Source organism: Pseudomonas sp. SBB6 (assembly GCF_024213215.1).
In the GTDB taxonomy this organism is placed as follows: domain Bacteria; phylum Pseudomonadota; class Gammaproteobacteria; order Pseudomonadales; family Pseudomonadaceae; genus Aquipseudomonas; species Aquipseudomonas donghuensis.
Map to the genome: position 1 here is coordinate 314,413 of NZ_JANAVH010000001.1, position 17,439 is coordinate 331,851.

The 17,439-nt window shown below is 62.8% G+C and carries 15 protein-coding genes and 1 other RNA gene; 8 read left to right on the forward strand and 8 right to left on the reverse strand.

Going from position 1 to position 17,439, the window contains the following annotated elements:
* Positions 1–8 precede the first annotated feature (8 nt).
* Positions 9–2,240 (forward strand): polyphosphate kinase 1, encoded by a 2,232-nt coding sequence (ppk1, locus tag NLX68_RS01565; protein WP_254282342.1) that lies wholly within the window; start codon positions 9–11, stop codon positions 2,238–2,240.
* On the opposite strand, the gene ppx is transcribed toward ppk1, so the two are convergent.
* Positions 2,227–3,729 (reverse strand): exopolyphosphatase, encoded by a 1,503-nt coding sequence (gene ppx / locus NLX68_RS01570; protein ID WP_254282646.1) that lies wholly within the window; start codon positions 3,727–3,729, stop codon positions 2,227–2,229. The genes ppk1 and ppx overlap by 14 nt on opposite strands.
* 241 nt (positions 3,730–3,970) lie before the next feature.
* Here ppx and trxA point away from each other — a divergent pair, with 241 nt between their 5' ends.
* From trxA to NLX68_RS01595, 5 genes are all read left to right on the forward strand, one after another.
* Positions 3,971–4,300 carry a thioredoxin TrxA gene (gene trxA, locus NLX68_RS01575; RefSeq protein ID WP_010221158.1) on the forward strand — a complete coding sequence of 110 codons (330 nt, stop codon included), beginning with the start codon at positions 3,971–3,973 and terminating at the stop codon, positions 4,298–4,300.
* A 229-nt stretch (positions 4,301–4,529) separates the two neighbouring features.
* On the forward strand, positions 4,530–5,789 hold the full coding sequence (rho, locus tag NLX68_RS01580; protein ID WP_010221159.1) for a transcription termination factor Rho: 1,260 nt from the start codon (positions 4,530–4,532) through the stop codon (positions 5,787–5,789).
* Between the two features lie 129 nt (positions 5,790–5,918).
* Positions 5,919–7,385 (forward strand): 4-hydroxy-3-polyprenylbenzoate decarboxylase, encoded by a 1,467-nt coding sequence (gene ubiD, locus NLX68_RS01585; RefSeq protein WP_010221160.1) that lies wholly within the window; start codon positions 5,919–5,921, stop codon positions 7,383–7,385.
* Positions 7,386–8,354 carry a CDP-6-deoxy-delta-3,4-glucoseen reductase gene (locus tag NLX68_RS01590; protein WP_254282344.1) on the forward strand — a complete coding sequence of 323 codons (969 nt, stop codon included), beginning with the start codon at positions 7,386–7,388 and terminating at the stop codon, positions 8,352–8,354. It begins immediately after the preceding gene.
* A 276-nt stretch (positions 8,355–8,630) separates the two neighbouring features.
* Positions 8,631–9,272: a gamma-glutamylcyclotransferase gene (locus NLX68_RS01595; protein ID WP_100781842.1), complete on the forward strand. Its 642-nt coding sequence runs from the start codon at positions 8,631–8,633 to the stop codon at positions 9,270–9,272.
* A 77-nt stretch (positions 9,273–9,349) separates the two neighbouring features.
* Here the strand turns inward: NLX68_RS01595 and NLX68_RS01600 are convergent, their stop codons facing one another.
* Positions 9,350–10,327, reverse strand: coding sequence for an NADPH:quinone oxidoreductase family protein (locus tag NLX68_RS01600; RefSeq protein ID WP_254282346.1), 978 nt, complete (start codon positions 10,325–10,327; stop codon positions 9,350–9,352).
* A gap of 156 nt (positions 10,328–10,483) precedes the next feature.
* On the opposite strand from NLX68_RS01600, the gene NLX68_RS01605 reads away from it, so the two are divergent.
* Positions 10,484–10,888: a flagellar basal body-associated protein FliL gene (locus NLX68_RS01605; RefSeq protein WP_010221164.1), complete on the forward strand. Its 405-nt coding sequence runs from the start codon at positions 10,484–10,486 to the stop codon at positions 10,886–10,888.
* On the opposite strand, the gene NLX68_RS01610 is transcribed toward NLX68_RS01605, so the two are convergent.
* From NLX68_RS01610 to NLX68_RS01625, 4 genes are all read right to left on the reverse strand, one after another.
* Complete coding sequence (locus NLX68_RS01610; RefSeq protein ID WP_254282347.1) at positions 10,889–12,007, reverse strand: ABC transporter permease; 1,119 nt, start codon at positions 12,005–12,007, stop codon at positions 10,889–10,891.
* Positions 12,007–14,730 carry a ribosome-associated ATPase/putative transporter RbbA gene (gene rbbA / locus NLX68_RS01615; RefSeq protein WP_254282348.1) on the reverse strand — a complete coding sequence of 908 codons (2,724 nt, stop codon included), beginning with the start codon at positions 14,728–14,730 and terminating at the stop codon, positions 12,007–12,009. Before rbbA ends, NLX68_RS01610 begins: the two co-directional genes overlap by 1 nt.
* Positions 14,727–15,686 carry an HlyD family secretion protein gene (locus NLX68_RS01620; RefSeq protein ID WP_010221167.1) on the reverse strand — a complete coding sequence of 320 codons (960 nt, stop codon included), beginning with the start codon at positions 15,684–15,686 and terminating at the stop codon, positions 14,727–14,729. Before NLX68_RS01620 ends, rbbA begins: the two co-directional genes overlap by 4 nt.
* A gap of 99 nt (positions 15,687–15,785) precedes the next feature.
* A complete protein-coding gene (locus NLX68_RS01625; protein ID WP_254282349.1) occupies positions 15,786–16,235 on the reverse strand; it encodes an EVE domain-containing protein in 450 nt (149 codons plus the stop codon).
* Between the two features lie 178 nt (positions 16,236–16,413).
* Here NLX68_RS01625 and NLX68_RS01630 point away from each other — a divergent pair, with 178 nt between their 5' ends.
* Positions 16,414–16,554 carry a hypothetical protein gene (locus NLX68_RS01630; RefSeq protein WP_203479019.1) on the forward strand — a complete coding sequence of 47 codons (141 nt, stop codon included), beginning with the start codon at positions 16,414–16,416 and terminating at the stop codon, positions 16,552–16,554.
* Positions 16,555–16,572: 18 nt separating this feature from the next.
* Here NLX68_RS01630 and NLX68_RS01635 read toward each other — a convergent pair whose 3' ends face one another.
* Positions 16,573–17,181, reverse strand: coding sequence for a 5-formyltetrahydrofolate cyclo-ligase (locus NLX68_RS01635; protein WP_254282350.1), 609 nt, complete (start codon positions 17,179–17,181; stop codon positions 16,573–16,575).
* A gap of 79 nt (positions 17,182–17,260) precedes the next feature.
* A non-coding RNA gene (ssrS, locus tag NLX68_RS01640) (6S RNA) lies at positions 17,261–17,438 on the reverse strand.
* Position 17,439 lies beyond the last annotated feature (1 nt).

Below are 17,439 nucleotides of genomic sequence, written 5' to 3' on the forward strand. Positions count from 1 at the left end.
AACGCTAGATGAATAACGAAGCACTTACCGACGTTGCAGTGAAAGACGCCCAGCCTGTGCCCGAGCAGATGATCGAGACCCCGCCGCAGCCGCCTGCGGTTGTGGAACCGGTGGTCGAGGCCCCGGCGCCGGCGCCGGTCGTTGCGCCTGCGATCGTCATCCCCGGTCTGGACGACAGCAGCCTGTACATTCACCGCGAATTGTCCCAGCTGCAGTTCAACATCCGCGTGCTGGAACAGGCACTGGATGAGTCCTATCCGCTGCTGGAGCGGCTGAAGTTCCTGCTGATCTTCTCCAGCAACCTGGATGAGTTCTTCGAAATTCGTGTGGCGGGCCTGAAGAAGCAGATCACCTTCGCCCGTGAACAGGCCGGCGCCGACGGCTTGCAGCCGCACCAGGCGCTGGCGCGGATCAGCGAGCTGGTGCACGGCGAAGTCGATCGCCAGTACGCGATCCTCAATGACGTGCTGCTGCCGGAGCTGGAAAAACACCAGATCCGTTTCATCCGCCGGCGGCACTGGAACACCAAGCTCAAGACCTGGGTGCGGCGTTTCTTCCGTGACGAGATTGCCCCGATCATCACCCCGATCGGCCTTGACCCGACCCACCCGTTCCCGTTGCTGGTGAACAAGAGCCTGAACTTCATCGTCGAGCTTGAGGGTGTCGATGCCTTCGGCCGCGATTCGGGCCTGGCGATCATCCCGGCGCCGCGCTTGCTGCCGCGGGTGATCAAGGTGCCGGAAGAGGTCGGTGGGCCTGGCGACAACTATGTGTTCCTGTCGTCGATGATCCACGCCCACGCCGATGACCTGTTCCAGGGCATGAAGGTCAAGGGCTGCTACCAGTTCCGCCTGACCCGTAACGCCGACCTGGCGCTGGACTCCGAAGATGTCGAAGACCTGGCCCGGGCCCTGCGCGGCGAGCTGTTCTCGCGCCGGTATGGTGATGCGGTGCGCCTGGAAGTGGCCGACACCTGTCCCAAACAACTCTCCGACTACCTGCTCAAGCAGTTCAGCCTGAGCGAGAGCGAGCTGTACCAGGTCAACGGCCCGGTCAACCTGACCCGGCTGTTCAGTATCACCAGCCTGGACAGCCATCCGGAGCTGCAATACACGCCGTTCACCCCGGCGATCCCCAAGCTGTTGCAGAACAGCGAGAACATTTTCAGCGTGGTCAGCAAGCAGGACATCCTGCTGATGCACCCCTTCGAGTCGTTCACCCCGGTGGTCGACCTGCTGCGCCAGGCCGCCAAGGACCCGCACGTCCTGGCTGTGCGCCAGACCCTGTACCGCAGCGGTGCCAACTCGGAGATCGTCGACGCACTGGTCGACGCCGCGCGTAACGGCAAGGAGGTCACTGCGGTGATCGAATTGCGTGCGCGTTTCGACGAAGAGTCCAACCTGCAGATGGCCAGCCGCCTGCAGGCCGCCGGTGCGGTGGTGATCTACGGCGTGGTCGGCTTCAAGACCCACGCCAAGATGATGCTGATCCTGCGCCGCGAAGCCGGCGAGATCGTCCGCTATGCGCACCTGGGGACCGGTAACTACCACGCCGGTAATGCCCGTCTGTACACCGACTACAGCCTGCTGACCTCTGATGACGCCCTGTGTGAGGACGTCGGCAAGCTGTTCAGCCAGCTGATCGGCATGGGCAAGACCTTGCGCATGAAGAAGCTGCTGCACGCGCCGTTCACCCTGAAAAAGGGCATGCTCGACATGATCGCGCGCGAAACCCAGTTCGCCCTCGACGGCAAACCTGCGCACATCATCGCCAAGTTCAACTCGCTGACCGATCCGAAGATCATCCGCGCGCTGTACAAGGCCAGCCAGTCAGGGGTGCGTATCGACCTGGTGGTGCGCGGCATGTGCTGCCTGCGCCCGGGTATTGCCGGGGTGTCGCACAACATTCAGGTGCGTTCGATCATCGGCCGCTTCCTCGAGCACACGCGGGTGTTCTACTTCCTCAATGGCGGTGAAGAGCAGATGTTCCTCTCCAGTGCCGACTGGATGGAGCGCAACCTCGACAAGCGCGTTGAGACCTGCTTCCCGGTCGAGGGCAAGAAGCTGATCCTGCGGGTGAAGAAGGAACTGGAAGGGTACCTGACCGATAACACCCACGCCTGGATCCTGCAGCCGGATGGCCGCTACGTACGCAGCACGCCAACCGGCAACCAGAACCCGCGCAGTGCCCAGGCGGCACTGCTCGAGCGCCTGAGCAACCCGGTGCTTATCGTACGCTGAGGACGAAGCCGACCCGGGCCAGCCATTCTGCCTCCAGGCCGAAATCGGCCTGGGTCAGCTGGTTTTCGTCCAGCCAGCCGGCAGGAAACTCGACGTCCAGACTGTCGCCCTTGGCGTGCAGGGTCACCGTGGGCATCTGCTGGGTGCCACGGATGTGGTGGAACAGGATCGCGAAGCGCAGCAAGACGCACAGGCGGATCAGCTTGACGGCATCGTCGCCAAACTCGGCGAACTTGTCCTTGGGAATGTTGCGTCGATGGCCGCGCACCAGCAGCGCCAGCATCAGTTGGTCTTCACGGGAGAAGCCGGCAAGGTCGGAGTGCTCGATCAGGTAGGCGCCGTGCTTGTGGTAATGATAGTGAGCGATGTCCAGGCCCACTTCATGCACCTTGGCCGCCCAGCCCAGCAGTTCGCGCCAGATCCCGTCTTCCAGGTCCCAGTCCTTGGCCACCTGGTCGAAGGCATGCAGGGCCTTGCGCTCGACCCGTGCCGCTTGCCCCTGGTCAACGTGGTAGCGCTCCATCAGCGAGGTCAGGGTGCGTTCACGCACGTCTTCGTGGTGGTGGCGGCCGAGCAGGTCGTAGAGCACGCCTTCGCGCAGGGCGCCGTCGCAGTGGTCCATGCGCTGCAGCTCAAGGGCGTCGAAAATCGCTTCGAGAATCGCCAGGCCCGCCGGGAAGATCGCCCGGCGGTCGGGTTTGACCCCGTCGAAGTCGATCTTGTCGGTTTCCCCCAGCTTGAACAGCTTGCGCTTGAGCCAGGCCAGGCCTTCGGCATTGACCTCGCCGCTGCCCATGCCACCGGACTTGAGCGCCAGGCCGATGGCACGGATGGTCCCCGAGGAGCCGATGGCTTCGTCCCAGGTCAGGCGGTGCAGGGCGTTCTCGATGCTCATCAGTTCAAGGCGCGCGGCGGTGTAGGCCTGGGCGTAGCGCGCCGGGGTGATCTTGCCATCGCGGAAATAGCGCTGGGTGTAGCTGACGCAACCCATTTGCAGGCTTTCGCGCAGCAGCGGCTCGAAACGCTGGCCAATGATGAACTCGGTACTGCCGCCGCCAATGTCGGCGACCAGGCGCTTGCCCGGGGTGTCAGCCAGGGTGTGCGAGACACCGAGGTAGATCAGGCGGGCTTCTTCACGGCCTGAGATGACCTCCACCGGATGGCCGAGAATGGCCTCGGCACGGCGGATGAATTCGCCACGGTTGCGCGCCTCGCGCAGGGCGTTGGTGCCGACGATGCGCACGGCGCCATCGGGCAGGCCGTTGATCAGCTGGGCAAAGCGCTTGAGGCAGTCCAGGCCGCGTTGCATGGACTCTTCACTGAGCAGGCGCTCCTCGTTGATGCCGGCGGCCAGCTGAACCTTTTCGCCGAGCCGCTCTAGGATGCGGATCTCGCTATGGTGGGCCTTGGCGACCACCATGTGAAAACTGTTGGAGCCCAGGTCTATGGCAGCGATCAAGGACAGATTCTTGGCTGTGGTTTGCGGCATGGTCATGGGTTCTCGGTCGATAACCCGGCAATCCTGCCACGATCCGGCGCTGGCGCCAACGCGCAGCGTATCAAGGCTTGATATGGGGCAGGTTGTGCGGGAAATATGACTTTCCCGTGACAGCAGCGATATGCGCGGTCATGCACAACTATAGTTACACTCAATCGTTCCCGGCTTCCTGTAGTGAGCCGGTGCGGCTATGATGGGCCACGTTTTTTTGCTTACGACCTTGGAGACTTCCATGAGCAGCGATCTTATCAAACACGTCACCGACGCCACCTTCGAAGCCGAAGTCCTGAAGGCTGAAGGCCCGGTGCTGGTCGACTACTGGGCTGAATGGTGCGGCCCTTGCAAAATGATCGCGCCGGTTCTGGACGACATCGCCGCTACCTACCAGGGCAAACTGATCGTCGCCAAGCTGAACATCGACGACAACCAGGAAACCCCGGCCAAGCATGGCGTACGTGGCATCCCGACGCTGATGCTGTTCAAGAACGGCAACGTCGAGGCCACCAAGGTCGGTGCACTGTCGAAATCTCAGCTGGCAGCCTTCCTGGACGCCAATATCTGAGTCAAAAAAGCCCCGCATTCGTCGGGGCTTTTCTTTATCTGGTGACTAGACGCCAGAAAAAGCAGGTGTTACATTCGGCCTCGCACTGTTTCTTCGGTGCCCTCTGCACGCCGTCGCCGACGCATCCCTAATTCGAATCAGTACGCGATCCTGTCGCCTTCTTTGCGGCGCGGCTTCATTAAGCCAGAAGCTTAATTCCCCCTTCTTACATGATTACGTCACTCCCCTTATGAACCTGACTGAACTCAAGCAAAAGCCGATTACCGATCTGCTCGAAATGGCCGAACAGATGGGCATAGAAAATATGGCCCGTTCGCGCAAGCAAGATGTGATTTTCTCCCTGTTGAAAAAGCATGCGAAAAGCGGCGAGGAAATCTCCGGTGACGGCGTGCTGGAGATTCTCCAGGACGGCTTCGGCTTCCTGCGCTCGGCCGATGCCTCGTACCTGGCCGGCCCGGACGACATCTACGTGTCGCCAAGCCAGATCCGCCGTTTCAACTTGCGTACCGGCGACACCATCGTCGGTAAGATCCGCCCGCCAAAAGAAGGCGAGCGTTACTTCGCCCTGCTGAAAGTCGACACCATCAACTTCGACCGGCCGGAAAACGCGAAGAACAAGATCCTGTTCGAAAACCTGACGCCGCTGTTCCCCAACGAGCGCCTGAAGATGGAAGCCGGCAACGGCTCCACCGAAGACCTCACCGGCCGGGTTATCGATCTCTGCGCCCCGATCGGCAAAGGCCAGCGCGGCTTGATCGTCGCTCCGCCAAAAGCGGGCAAGACCATCATGCTGCAGAATATCGCGGCCAACATCACCCGTAACAACCCCGAGTGCCACCTGATCGTCCTGCTGATCGACGAGCGCCCGGAAGAAGTGACCGAAATGCAGCGCACCGTGCGCGGCGAAGTGGTTGCCTCGACCTTCGACGAGCCGCCAACCCGCCACGTGCAGGTTGCCGAAATGGTCATCGAGAAGGCCAAGCGCCTGGTTGAACACAAGAAAGACGTGGTCATCCTGCTCGACTCCATCACCCGTCTGGCCCGTGCCTACAACACCGTGATCCCGAGCTCCGGCAAGGTCCTCACCGGTGGTGTCGATGCCCACGCCCTGGAGAAGCCGAAGCGTTTCTTCGGTGCCGCGCGTAACATCGAAGAAGGCGGTTCGCTGACCATCATCGCCACCGCGCTGGTTGAAACCGGCTCGAAGATGGACGAAGTGATCTACGAAGAGTTCAAGGGCACCGGCAACATGGAACTGCCGCTGGACCGCAAGATCGCCGAGAAGCGTGTATTCCCGGCCATCAACATCAACCGTTCGGGTACCCGTCGCGAAGAGCTGCTGACCGCCGACGACGAGCTGCAGCGCATGTGGATCCTGCGCAAGCTGCTGCACCCGATGGATGAAGTCGCCGCCATCGAGTTCCTGGTCGACAAGCTCAAGCAGACCAAGACCAACGACGAGTTCTTCCTGTCGATGAAGCGCAAGTAAACTGTTGCGCTGGGCAAGAGCCGGGGCGACCCGGCTTTTTGCTATCTGTACTTTGGCTATTCTGAGCAGCCGAGTTCGGCGCTACACTCTGCAGCCCGACCGCTACGGCAGCCAATACGAGGCTTTTGCATGCAGTATCGCGATTTGCGCGACTTTATCCGTGGCCTGGAACAGCGCGGCGAACTCAAGCGCATCCAGGTGCCGATCTCTCCAGTCTTGGAAATGACCGAAGTCTGTGACCGCACCCTGCGCGCCAAAGGCCCGGCCCTGTTGTTCGAAAAGCCTACCGGCTTCGACATTCCAGTGCTTGGCAACTTGTTCGGCACCCCGGAACGGGTGGCCATGGGCATGGGCGCCGAGTCGGTCAGCGAACTGCGTGAAATCGGCAAGCTGCTGGCCTTCCTCAAGGAGCCCGAGCCGCCGAAAGGCCTCAAGGACGCCTGGTCGAAGCTGCCGATCTTCAAGAAGGTGGTGTCCATGGCGCCAAAGGTGGTCAAGGATGCGCCATGCCACGAAGTGGTCATCGAAGGCGACGATGTCGACCTCGGCCTGCTGCCGGTGCAGCACTGCTGGCCGGGCGATGTTGCGCCGCTGATCACCTGGGGCCTGACGGTTACCCGCGGGCCGAACAAGGACCGCCAGAACCTGGGCATCTATCGTCAGCAGGTGATCGGCCGTAACAAGGTCATCATGCGCTGGTTGAGCCACCGCGGCGGTGCCCTGGACTATCGCGAATGGTGTGAAAAGCACCCTGGCCAACCCTTCCCGGTGGCCGTGGCCCTGGGCGCGGACCCGGCGACCATCCTCGGCGCTGTGACGCCGGTGCCCGACACCCTCTCCGAGTACGCCTTTGCCGGCCTGCTGCGCGGTAACCGTACTGAGCTGGTCAAGTGCCGTGGCAGCGACCTGCAGGTGCCGGCCACTGCCGAAATCATCCTCGAAGGCGTAATCCATCCGGGCGAAATGGCCCCGGAAGGCCCGTACGGCGACCATACGGGTTACTACAACGAAGTCGACAGCTTCCCGGTGTTCACTGTCGAGCGCATCACTCACCGCAGCAAGCCGATCTACCACAGCACCTACACCGGCCGTCCGCCGGATGAGCCAGCGATTCTCGGGGTTGCCTTGAACGAAGTGTTCGTGCCGATCCTGCAGAAGCAGTTCCCGGAGATCACCGACTTCTACCTGCCGCCTGAGGGGTGTTCGTACCGCATGGCGGTGGTGACCATGAAAAAGCAGTATCCAGGCCACGCCAAGCGCGTGATGCTGGGTGTCTGGTCGTTTTTGCGACAGTTCATGTACACCAAGTTCGTTATCGTTACCGACGACGATATCAATGCACGGGACTGGAACGATGTGATCTGGGCGATCACCACGCGCATGGACCCCAAGCGCGATACGGTGATGATCGACAACACGCCGATCGATTACCTGGATTTCGCCTCGCCCGTGTCCGGGCTGGGTTCGAAAATGGGCCTGGACGCCACCCACAAGTGGCCGGGTGAAACCACGCGCGAGTGGGGGCGGGTCATCGTCAAGGATGAAGCCGTCACCCGGCGGATCGATGAGCTGTGGCATCAGTTGGGAATAGACTAAATGCAGGTAACCTTGCAGCCGTCCGGGGCCGTACTGGCGCTACAACCCGGGGAAAGGATTCTCGATGCGGCGCGGCGCCTGGGCTACGACTGCCCGCAGAGCTGCCGCAACGGTAACTGCCATGTCTGTGCCGCGCTGCTGGTTGAAGGCCGGGTGCGCCAGGATGGCGTCGAACGTGATCACGGCGAACTGTTCACCTGTATCGCCGAGCCCCTGGAGGACTGTGTCTTGTTGTGGGATGGCGTGCTGGCCCTGGGCGAGCTGCCGGTACGGACACTGGCCTGCCAGCTCAGCGAATGCGTTGAAGTCGGCGGCGATGTCTGGCGCGTGCGCCTGCGTGCGCCAGCCGGCAAGCCACCGCGCTACCACGCTGGCCAGTACTTGATGATCGAGCGTGACAGCGGCGACAAGGCCGCTTTCTCGCTGGCCTCGGCGCCGCACAGTGGCCGCGACCTCGAGCTGCATGTGCTGGCCCGTGAGAACAGCGCCCTGGAGCTGATTGCCCAGTTGCAGCGCACACGCATGGCGCGAATCGAAATGCCCTTTGGTGACACCCACCTGGCGCAATTGCCTGACGGCCCGCTGGTGCTGATCGCTGCCGGTACCGGCATGGCGCAGATGCACAGCCTGATCGAGCACTGCCGCGCCCGTGGTTTCAAGCACCCGGTGCACTTGTACTGGGGCGTACGCCTGCCGGATGACTTCTACCAGATCGAACACTGGGCCGAATGGCAGCACCTGCCCAACTTGTTCCTGCACAAGGTGGTCAGTGACCTGTGTGGCTGGGAGGGGCGTTGCGGCCTGCTGCACGAGGCCGTCTGTGAGGACATCAGCGATCTGGCGGGTGTGCATGTCTATGCCAGCGGCTCGCCGAACATGATCTATGCCACCCTCGATGCCCTGGTCGATGCCGGCATGGATGCGCATCAAATGCGCGCCGATGTATTTGCTTATGCGCCGCGCAATTGAATGAAGGAATAAGGCACGCTGCAGCAGCGTGCCGGTTTAAATAACTGTCGGTACTGCCGTCGGTTATAAGCCACTCATTATTGCCAACGCCGAAAATAACTTTCGCTACACTTACAACCGTGCATCTGTTATCGCACCTGTCCGGCCATTATTGCCGCCGCAGGGCACCCGGGGCTTGTATTCCGGCGCTTATCTGCCGTACGGTAACTCTGTGCACAGTGCTTTGCCTTTATAGTGCAGAGCGTTGTTAATTCATGGGGAAGTGTGGCGACAGCTATGTCGGCGATCGAAACGGTATCTTTGAATGTGACCTATCCGCCGTTGCTTGATTTCGGCGAGCAATTAACCCGCGAGCAACTTGTACATTCGGTCCAGCACACCATGTCCCGGCATCAGGGTGGCCCGGTGTGGTTGTTTGCCTACGGTTCGTTGATCTGGCGTCCGGAGTGCAATGCCGTTGAGCGGCGGCGGGCACGGGTGCATGGTTATCATCGCGGGTTGTATTTGTGGTCCCATGAACATCGCGGCACGCCGGAGTGCCCGGGCCTGGTGTTCGGCCTGGATCGCGGCGGTTCGTGCAGTGGCTTTGCCTACCGCTTGCCGGACGACTGCCTGGAAGAATCGCTGCTGGCCTTGTGGCAACGGGAGATGCCTTACCCGGCCTATCGTCCGCACTGGCTCAATTGTCGTCTTGAGGATGGCAGCAAGGTCCAGGCCCTGGGCTTCGTACTCGAACGCCACTTGCCGTGCTACGCCGGCAACTTGCCGGACACCTTGCTCAGTCAGATCTTTGCCAGTGCCAAGGGCCGTTATGGCACTACCCGCGACTATGTCGAGCAGACCCTCGATGCCCTGCGCAGCCACGCCATGCCGGATCGCAACCTTGAGGCGCGCTTTCGGCGTTGTCATTCCAGGTAGGAGCGGGCTTGCCCCGCGATGAGGTCGGTAATGTGGGAGGCATCGCGGGGCAAGCCCGCTCTCACAGGTTCAGCTGTTTAGGCCATGGTCACCACCAGCTTGCCCACTGCCTTGCGCTGGCCAAGCATTTCGATAGCTACACCGGCTTTAGCCAGCGGGAAGGTCTGCGATACCAGCGGCTTGAGTTTGCCCTCGGCGAACCAGGCAAACAGCTGCTGGAAGTTCGCCGCATTGTCAGCCGGCTGGCGCTGGGCAAAGGCGCCCCAGAACACCCCGAGCACCGCCGCGCCCTTGAGCAGCGCCAGGTTTACCGGCAGCTCTGGAATACGCCCGCTGGCAAAGCCGACTACCAGCAAGCGACCATTCCAGGCGATACCGCGTACCGCTTGATCAAACAAGTCACCACCCACCGGGTCGTAGATCACATCAACGCCGTTACCGCCCGTCAGGCGTTTGATCTCGTCCTTGAGGCTGGCTTGGCCGTAGTTGATCAGCTCGTCGGCGCCGGCGGCCTTGGCTACGGCCAGCTTCTCGGCGCTGCTGGCAGCGGCGATCACCCGCGCGCCCATGGCCTTGCCGATTTCTACCGCCGCCAGGCCCACGCCGCCGGAGGCACCCAGTACCAGCAGGGTTTCCCCGGCCTTGAGCTGGCCGCGCTGGCTCAGGGCATGCATCGACGTGCCGTAGGTCATGCCGAAGGCCGCGGCGGTGGTGAAGTCCATCTGCGCCGGGATCGGCAGCACGTTATAGGCCGGCACCGCTACCTGTTCGGCAAAACTGCCCCAGCCGGTCAGGGCCATGACCCGATCGCCAACCTTCAGGTTGCCGGCCTTTTCACCCACGGCACTGACCACGCCGGCGGCTTCGCCTCCGGGCGAGAACGGCAGCGGTGGCTGGAACTGGTACTTGCCTTCGATGATCAGGGTGTCGGGAAAGTTGACCCCGGCGGCCTGCACGTCGAGCAGGATCTCATTCTTCTTCGGCACGGGGCTGGCGACGTCTTCCAGAACCAGGTTTTGCGCCGGACCAAGGGCTTTGCACAACACTGCTTTCATCGGGACTATTCCTTTGCGCGTAGTGGCCGATAAGTGTAGGTGGGCGAGGTGCCGGGTCAACGAGCATGGCCCGCCCTGATAGGCCGGCATAAGCCCGGGCTTGGGTTTGACCGGTGCGCTGGGTATGCTGGCGCCAACTGTATGAGGAGCGAATTCGTGAAAGCGTGGATCTTGATGGTACTGGCGCTGATGCTGCCGATGGCGGCCCAGGCCGAGGAAGCCAAGGAAGGGGAGCCGAAGGTCTCCTACATTTCCCTTACCCCGCCTTTTGTCGGCAACTACGCCCTGGATGGCGGGCCGAAACTGCGCGTGTACAAGGCCGACGTGGCCCTGCGGGTCAACAGCGATGCCGCCGCCGCAGCGGTGCGTCATCACGAGCCGCTGATTCGCAATCAGCTGGTGGCCTTGTTCACCCAGCAGAACCTCGAGAGCATGAGTAATGTCGAGGCCAAGGAAAAACTGCGTCAGGAAGCCCTGAAGCAAGTCCAGCAGGTGCTCGAAAACGAAGAAGGCAAGCCGACCGTCGACGACTTGCTGTTCAACAACCTGATCGTTCAGTAATCAGGACGTCAGGCTGCGGCGAAAGCGCGCCAGGGCAATAGCGAAGAAGGCCAGGCCGATGGCGGCAAGTGCCGCAAGGTCTGGCCAGACTACTTCCAGCCCGGCGTCACGGAACAGGATGGCTGCACTGAGGCTGACGAAGTGGGTCGAGGGCGAGCCCTGCATCACCCACTGCAGCCACTGCGGCATGCTGTCCAGTGGCGTGCTGCCGCCCGAGAGCAACAGCATCGGGATGATCACCGGGATCGCCAGCAGGCCGAACTGCGGGGTCGAGCGCGCCAGGGTGGCGAGGAAGATCCCCAGTGCCGTGCTGGCGAACAGGTAGAGTGCGGTCACCGCCAAAAACAGCCCCAGCGACCCTGCCAGCGGCACCCCCAGCGCCCCTTTGACGATCACTTCCAGCGACACCCAGGTGCACAGCACCACCACCAGGGCGTTGCTGCCGATCTTCGCCAGCATGATTTCCAGGGCGGTCAGCGGCAGCACCAGGAGGTGATCGAGGGTGCCGTGTTCACGCTCGCGCAGCAGTGCCGTGCCGGTCAGGACGATGGCCAGGATAGTGATGTTGTTGACGATCTGGATCACCGCCAGGAACCAGCCACCCTCAAGGTTGGGGTTGAACAGCGCCCGGGCGCTGAGCAGGGCCGGGTTGCCGGCAGTCGCCGAGCCCTGGTTGGCGTAGTCGAGCAGCTCGCGCTCGACGATCCTGCCGATGTAGCCGGCACCCATGAACGCCTGGCTCATGGCCGTGGCGTCGACATTGACCTGCAGCTCTGGTGAGCGCCCGGCCAGCAGGTCGGTCTGGAAGTTCACCGGCACGTTGATCACGAAGGTGTACTGGCCGCTGTCCATGGTCTGATCGAGCTGGTTGTAGGCCAGTGGCACGGCGCGCTGGAACTCCGGCGGTTGCAGGGCTTCGGTGAGCTTGCGCGATACGAGGCTATGGTCTTCGTCGATCACCGCGACGCTGGCGTTGTGCACGCCGATCACCGAACCCGCTGCCGGCATGTAGATCGCCACGCTGAAGGCGTACAGCAAAAACAGCAGCAATACGCTGTCATGGCGCAGGCTGGTCAGCTCCTTCAAACCCAGGCGCAGGGTGTGTGCCAGACGATGCATCAGACCTCCTGCTTCTTCAGCATGGCCAGGCTCAGGCCGGTGAAACCAATAAAGAACCCCAGCAGCGCCAGGCACTGAGGCCAGAGTTCGCGCAGGTCCAGGGCCTTGGTGAAGGTGCCGACGGCGATATCGAGAAAATACCCGGCCGGGAACAACTGGCCCATCAATGCCGCAGCGCCCTCGAGCGAAGAGCGCGGTACGATCAGCCCGGAGAACTGGATGGTCGGCAGGCTGGTGATGATCATGGTGCCGAGGATCGCGGCGATCTGGGTGCGGGTGAACGCCGAGATCAGCAGGCCCAGGCTGGTGGTCGCCAGCAGGTACAGCAAGCCGCCGCAGGCCAGGGCCAGGGCGCTGCCTTTGAACGGCACGCCGAACAGCCAGCGGTTCATCGCCACCAGCAGCGCCAGGTTGATCAGGCTCACCGCCAGGTACGGCGCCTGCTTGCCGAGCAGGAACTCCAAGCGCGTCAGCGGCGTGGCGTAGAAGTTGGTGATCGAGCCCAGTTCCTTCTCGCGCACGATACCCAGCGCGGTGAGCATCGCCGGAATGAAGGCAAGTATCAGCGCCATTACCCCGGGGCCGATGGCGTTCACGCTGACCACATCCTGGTTGTAGCGAAAGCGGGTTTCCAGGCGCACCGGGCTTTGCCCTGGCTGGGCCTTGCTGCTCAGCGCCGCCCATTGCTCAAGGTTGGCCTGGTGCACGGCCTCGACATAGTTGCGGCTGGTTTCGGCGCGAAACGGCATGCCGCCATCCAGCCAGGCCGCCACTACTGGCTGACGCCCGGCGTGCAGGTCGCGGCCGAAGCCTGGCGGAATCTCCAGGGCCAGTTTGATTTCCGAGCGCTGCAGGCGTTTGTGCAACTGCGCGGCATCGCCGATCGGCGTCTGCTCGGCGAAGTAGCGCGAGCCGCGAAAGGCCTCCAGATAGGCGCGGCTTTGCGGGCTCTGGTCCTGGTCATACACGGCGAAGGCGAGGTTTTCCACGTCCAGGGAAATGCCATAGCCGAAGATCACCATCATGAACAGGGCGCCGAGCAGGGCAAACGCCAGGCGTACTTTGTCACGCAGCAGTTCCTTGCCTTCGCGGCTGGCGACGGCGAACAGGCGCTTGAGGCTAAAACCCCGGCGCATGTGCAACGGCGTCGCATGGGCTGGCGTGTCGAGCTGCGCGCTGGCAGTTGGCGCTTCGCTCGCGCCCTGCGCCTGTTCCAGGCAGGTGACGAAGGCGTCTTCCAGGGTCTGGCCGGCGAATTGCTGTTGCAGCGCCGCCGGGGTGTCGCAGGCCAGGACCTTGCCGGCATGCATCAGGGAGATCCGGTCGCAGCGCAGGGCTTCGTTCATGAAGTGGGTGGAGAGGAAAATCGTCACCCCCTGATCCCGCGACAGCTCGATCAGCAGGCGCCAGAAGTCGTCGCGGGCGGCCGGGTCGACGCCTGAGGTGGGTTCGTCGAGGATCAGCACTTCCGGGCGGTGCAACACCGCCACTGCCAATGACAGGCGCTGGCGCAGGCCCAGGGGCAGGGCGCCGGACTGCTGGTCGGCGCTGGCGCCAAGATCGAAGCGCTCGATCAATTCGGCGATACGCGGGCTGCTCTCGACCTTGGGCAGGTCGAACAACCGTGCGTGCAGTTCCAGGTTCTGCCGCACGCTGAGTTCGCCATACAACGAGAAACTCTGCGACATGAAGCCGACCCGCTTGCGCGTCGCCAGGTCCTTGGCGTTCACCGGGCGGCCGAGTAGCGTGGCGCTGCCTTCGCTGGCCGGCATCAGGCCGGTGAGCACCTTCATGGTGGTGGTCTTGCCGCAGCCGTTGGAGCCGAGAAAACCGAAGATTTCGCCTCGGCCGATGGCGAAGCTGACCTTGTTCACGGCGGTGAAATCACCGAAGCGCAGGGTCAGTTCGTGGGCTTCGATGGCGATCTCGGCATCGCCGTTATCATGGGGTGGTATCACCAAGGGTTGTTGGCTGCGCTGGCGGTTGCCCTGGAAGTGGGTGAAGGCGTCATCGAGCTTGTGGCTGGCGGTGGCGGCGGCCAGCGCTTCGCTCAAGCCCGCAGCGATCAGTTGGCCGCGATCGAGCATCAGGCAGTGCTCGAACTGTTCGGCTTCTTCCATGTAGGCGGTTGCCACCAGCAAGGTCAGTTGCGGGCGCTCCTGGCGCACCTGTTCGACCAGCTCCCAGAAGCGTCGACGCGAGAGCGGGTCGACGCCGGTAGTGGGTTCGTCGAGGATCAGCAAGTCCGGTTCGTGGATCAGCGCGCAACACAGCCCGAGCTTCTGCTTCATGCCGCCAGACAATTTGCCCGCCGGGCGTTCGGCAAAACGCAGCAGGTCGGTGGCCAGCAGCAGGTTGTGCATGCGCTGCTCGCACTCCTTGGCGCCAAGGCCGAACAGGGTGGCGAAGAAGCGGATGTTCTCGCTGATCGACAGCTCGGGGTACAAGTTGTTGCCCAGCCCTTGGGGCATGAAGGCGATGCGCGGGTACAGGCTGTTACGGTGGCGGCGCTGGCGGATCGAGCCGCCGAGCACCTGCAGCTCGCCGCTCTGCAGCTTCTTCACCCCGGCGATCAGCCCGAGCAGGCTCGACTTGCCGGCGCCGTCCGGGCCGATCAGGCCGCAGCGGGTGCCCGCCGGCAGGCTGAAAGCGATGTCCTGCAGGGCACTCAGCCCAGCGTAGCGGTGGCTGATGCCCTCGGCTTGCAGCGCCTGCGCGCTCATTGCAGGTTGGCCGGCCAGTCCACTTTAGCGGTGCGCACATAGCCTGCGCCCGGCATGCCGGGTTTGGCCTGGGGCACAGCGCTCGGTTCGGTCAGGCGCAGCTTGACCCGGAACACCAGCTTCTGGCGCTCGTCACGGGTTTCCACCTGTTTGGGGGTGAACTGCGCCTTGGCTGCGACGAAGGCGATCTTCGCAGGCATTGCCTGGTCGGGCAGGGCGTCGAGCACGATGCGCGCCTGGTCGCCAACGGTCAGGCGGCCGGTGGTGGAGGCGGGCAGGTAGAGGTTCATGTACTGATCGCTGGGGTCGATCAGCATCAGTACACGACCGCCGGCGCCGAGCACTTCACCCGGTTCGGCCAGGCGTAGCTGGATCACGCCGTTGATCGGCGCGCGCAGGCTGCTGTCGTCGATCTCGCTGGTCAGTTGCGCGACCTGGGCTTCGGCGGCGCCGATGGCGGCCTTGATCGCGGCCAGTTGTGCGCGGGCGGCAACGACTGCGGAGTTGCTGGTGTCGTAACGGGCCTGTTGCTGGTCGAGCAGTTGCTGGCTGGCGTATTTGCGCTGGAAGATTTCGCGCACGCGCTTGAGCTCCTGGCTGGCCAGCAGTTGCTCACTCTGGCGCAGTTGCACGGTGGCCTGGGCGGCGGAGTAGTTTTCCCGGGCGCGCAGCACTTCGGCTTCGGCCTGGCTGCGTTGGGCTTCGAGGGTGCGGGTGTCGATGCGGGCAAGCAACTGGCCTTGTTCGACCGTGTCGCCTTCGTCGACCAGCACTTCGGCCAGGCGCCCGGGGATCTTGCTGGCGATTTGCACTTCGGTGGCTTCGAGCCGGCCATTGCCCATGCTCAAGCCTTCGGGCAGGCGGTCATGCAGGGATTTCCAGTAGCCCAGGCCGCCAGCGGCCAGGAGCAGGGCGATCAAGGCGCCGGCGAAGAGTTTGGGCGTGTGTTGGCTCATCGACATGGTTGGGCATCCTGCTGCATTAACGTCAAATTGTGACGTCGCACCGGTCCTGGTGCGTTGATGTTCGTCAAATGAGCGGCAATCCTACCCTCTTTAACGCAGTGCGAGTACCGCTGCCCATTGTTCGGCGGTTACCGGCATCACCGACAAGCGGCTGCCTTTCTGTACCAGCGGCAGTTCGGCCAGGGCGGTTTGTTGCTTGAGGTAACCCAGTTGCAGGACCTTGCCGAAGGTTTCGAGGTGGGCAACGTCCACGGCGCTCCAGGGGTTTTTCTCGTCGTTGGCCTTGGCGTCGAAGTAATGGCTTTGCGGGTCAAGCGCGGTAGGGTCCGGGTAGGCCGCGGCGCTGATCCGGGCGATGCCGGCAATGCCCGGTTCCGGGCAGCTGGAATGGTAGAAAAAGAACTGGTCACCGACCGCCATGGTGCGCAAGAAGTTACGCGCCTGGTAGTTGCGCACGCCATCCCAGCGGGCTTCGCCCAGCCGCGCGAGGTCCTTGATCGAGAGTTCGTCGGGCTCGGATTTCATCAGCCAGTAGGCCATGGGTGGTGCTCCAGACAATGTTTGAAATAACCTGTTTCAGGAAACCGACGGTCGGTTGGCGTCAACGTTTGCGTGTCGCCTCAGGTTGTCGGAGAATGCGCGCATTTTAAGCTTGACGCTGCTGCAACAACAAAATCGTTGCTGACAACGTGATCAGTTTGCCTGAGGGGGGCAATCGATGAATCGCAAACCGGATTTGCTCTGGATTCTGGTGTTTCTGTTCGGTTTGGGTGTTGTCACTACCGGTTATGCGCAAAGCCTTTGGGAACGCAAACTCGACGCCCCCTACGAAATACCGGTCAATCCGCAACAGCGTTGATTGCTTTGCTGGCGCCCATCACGCGGGTGCCAGGTACCAGCCACGGTCCGAGACCGTTCCCTGCAGCGGCACATCCCAACTGGCTTGCGCCAGTCGCTCAACCTTCTGGCATTCATGCGCCAGGCCCAGCAGCAAGGGCTTTTTCCAGGCTTGGCGGCGAGCCTGATAGGCCAGGCTGCGGTCATAGAAGCCGCCGCCCATGCCCAGCCGGCCACCCACTTCGTCAAACCCCACCAGCGGCAGCAGGATCAGGTCCAGCGCCCAGATCGGCCGTTGCCGGGCCAGGCTGATGTGCGGCTCGGGGATGCGGAAACGGTTGGGCCGCAGCTTCTCGCCGGCGTTGATGCGCTGAAAGACCATCTTGGTTTTTGGCCAGGCGTGCAGCACCGGTAGATAGGTGTGCTTGCCGCGGCGCTGAGCTTCGCGCATCAACAGACGTGGGTCGATCTCGCAATCGTTGGGCAGGTACAGGGCAATATGTCTGGCCCGGCGAAACAGCGGGTGCTGCGCGAGCTGGCGGTACAGGCCACGGGCTGCCTGACGTTGCTCGGCCGGCGTCAAGGCGCGGCGGGCGTCACGTAGCAGGCGGCGAAGTTGGGGGCGGGTAAGCGGCGCGGTGTCGGTCATGGCACGGGCGGTCCCAGAGAGGGCTGCCACCTGTGGGTGACAGCTCGATTGCCCGCGCAGAAGGGCGGGCAAAGAATTCAGGCTCCCCGACGAACCGCTGTCGGTGTAGCCCTTGAACCCGAAAGTTCAAGGTGGAGATTGCAGGAGGCGTTAAGGCTTTCCGTCAAGCGGACATGCACACCGGCCCCACGTGCAACCCCCGTGGTTGTGCGTATCGGCTCAGGGACATGACCGACTGGCAAGCACTCCAGGGAGTGG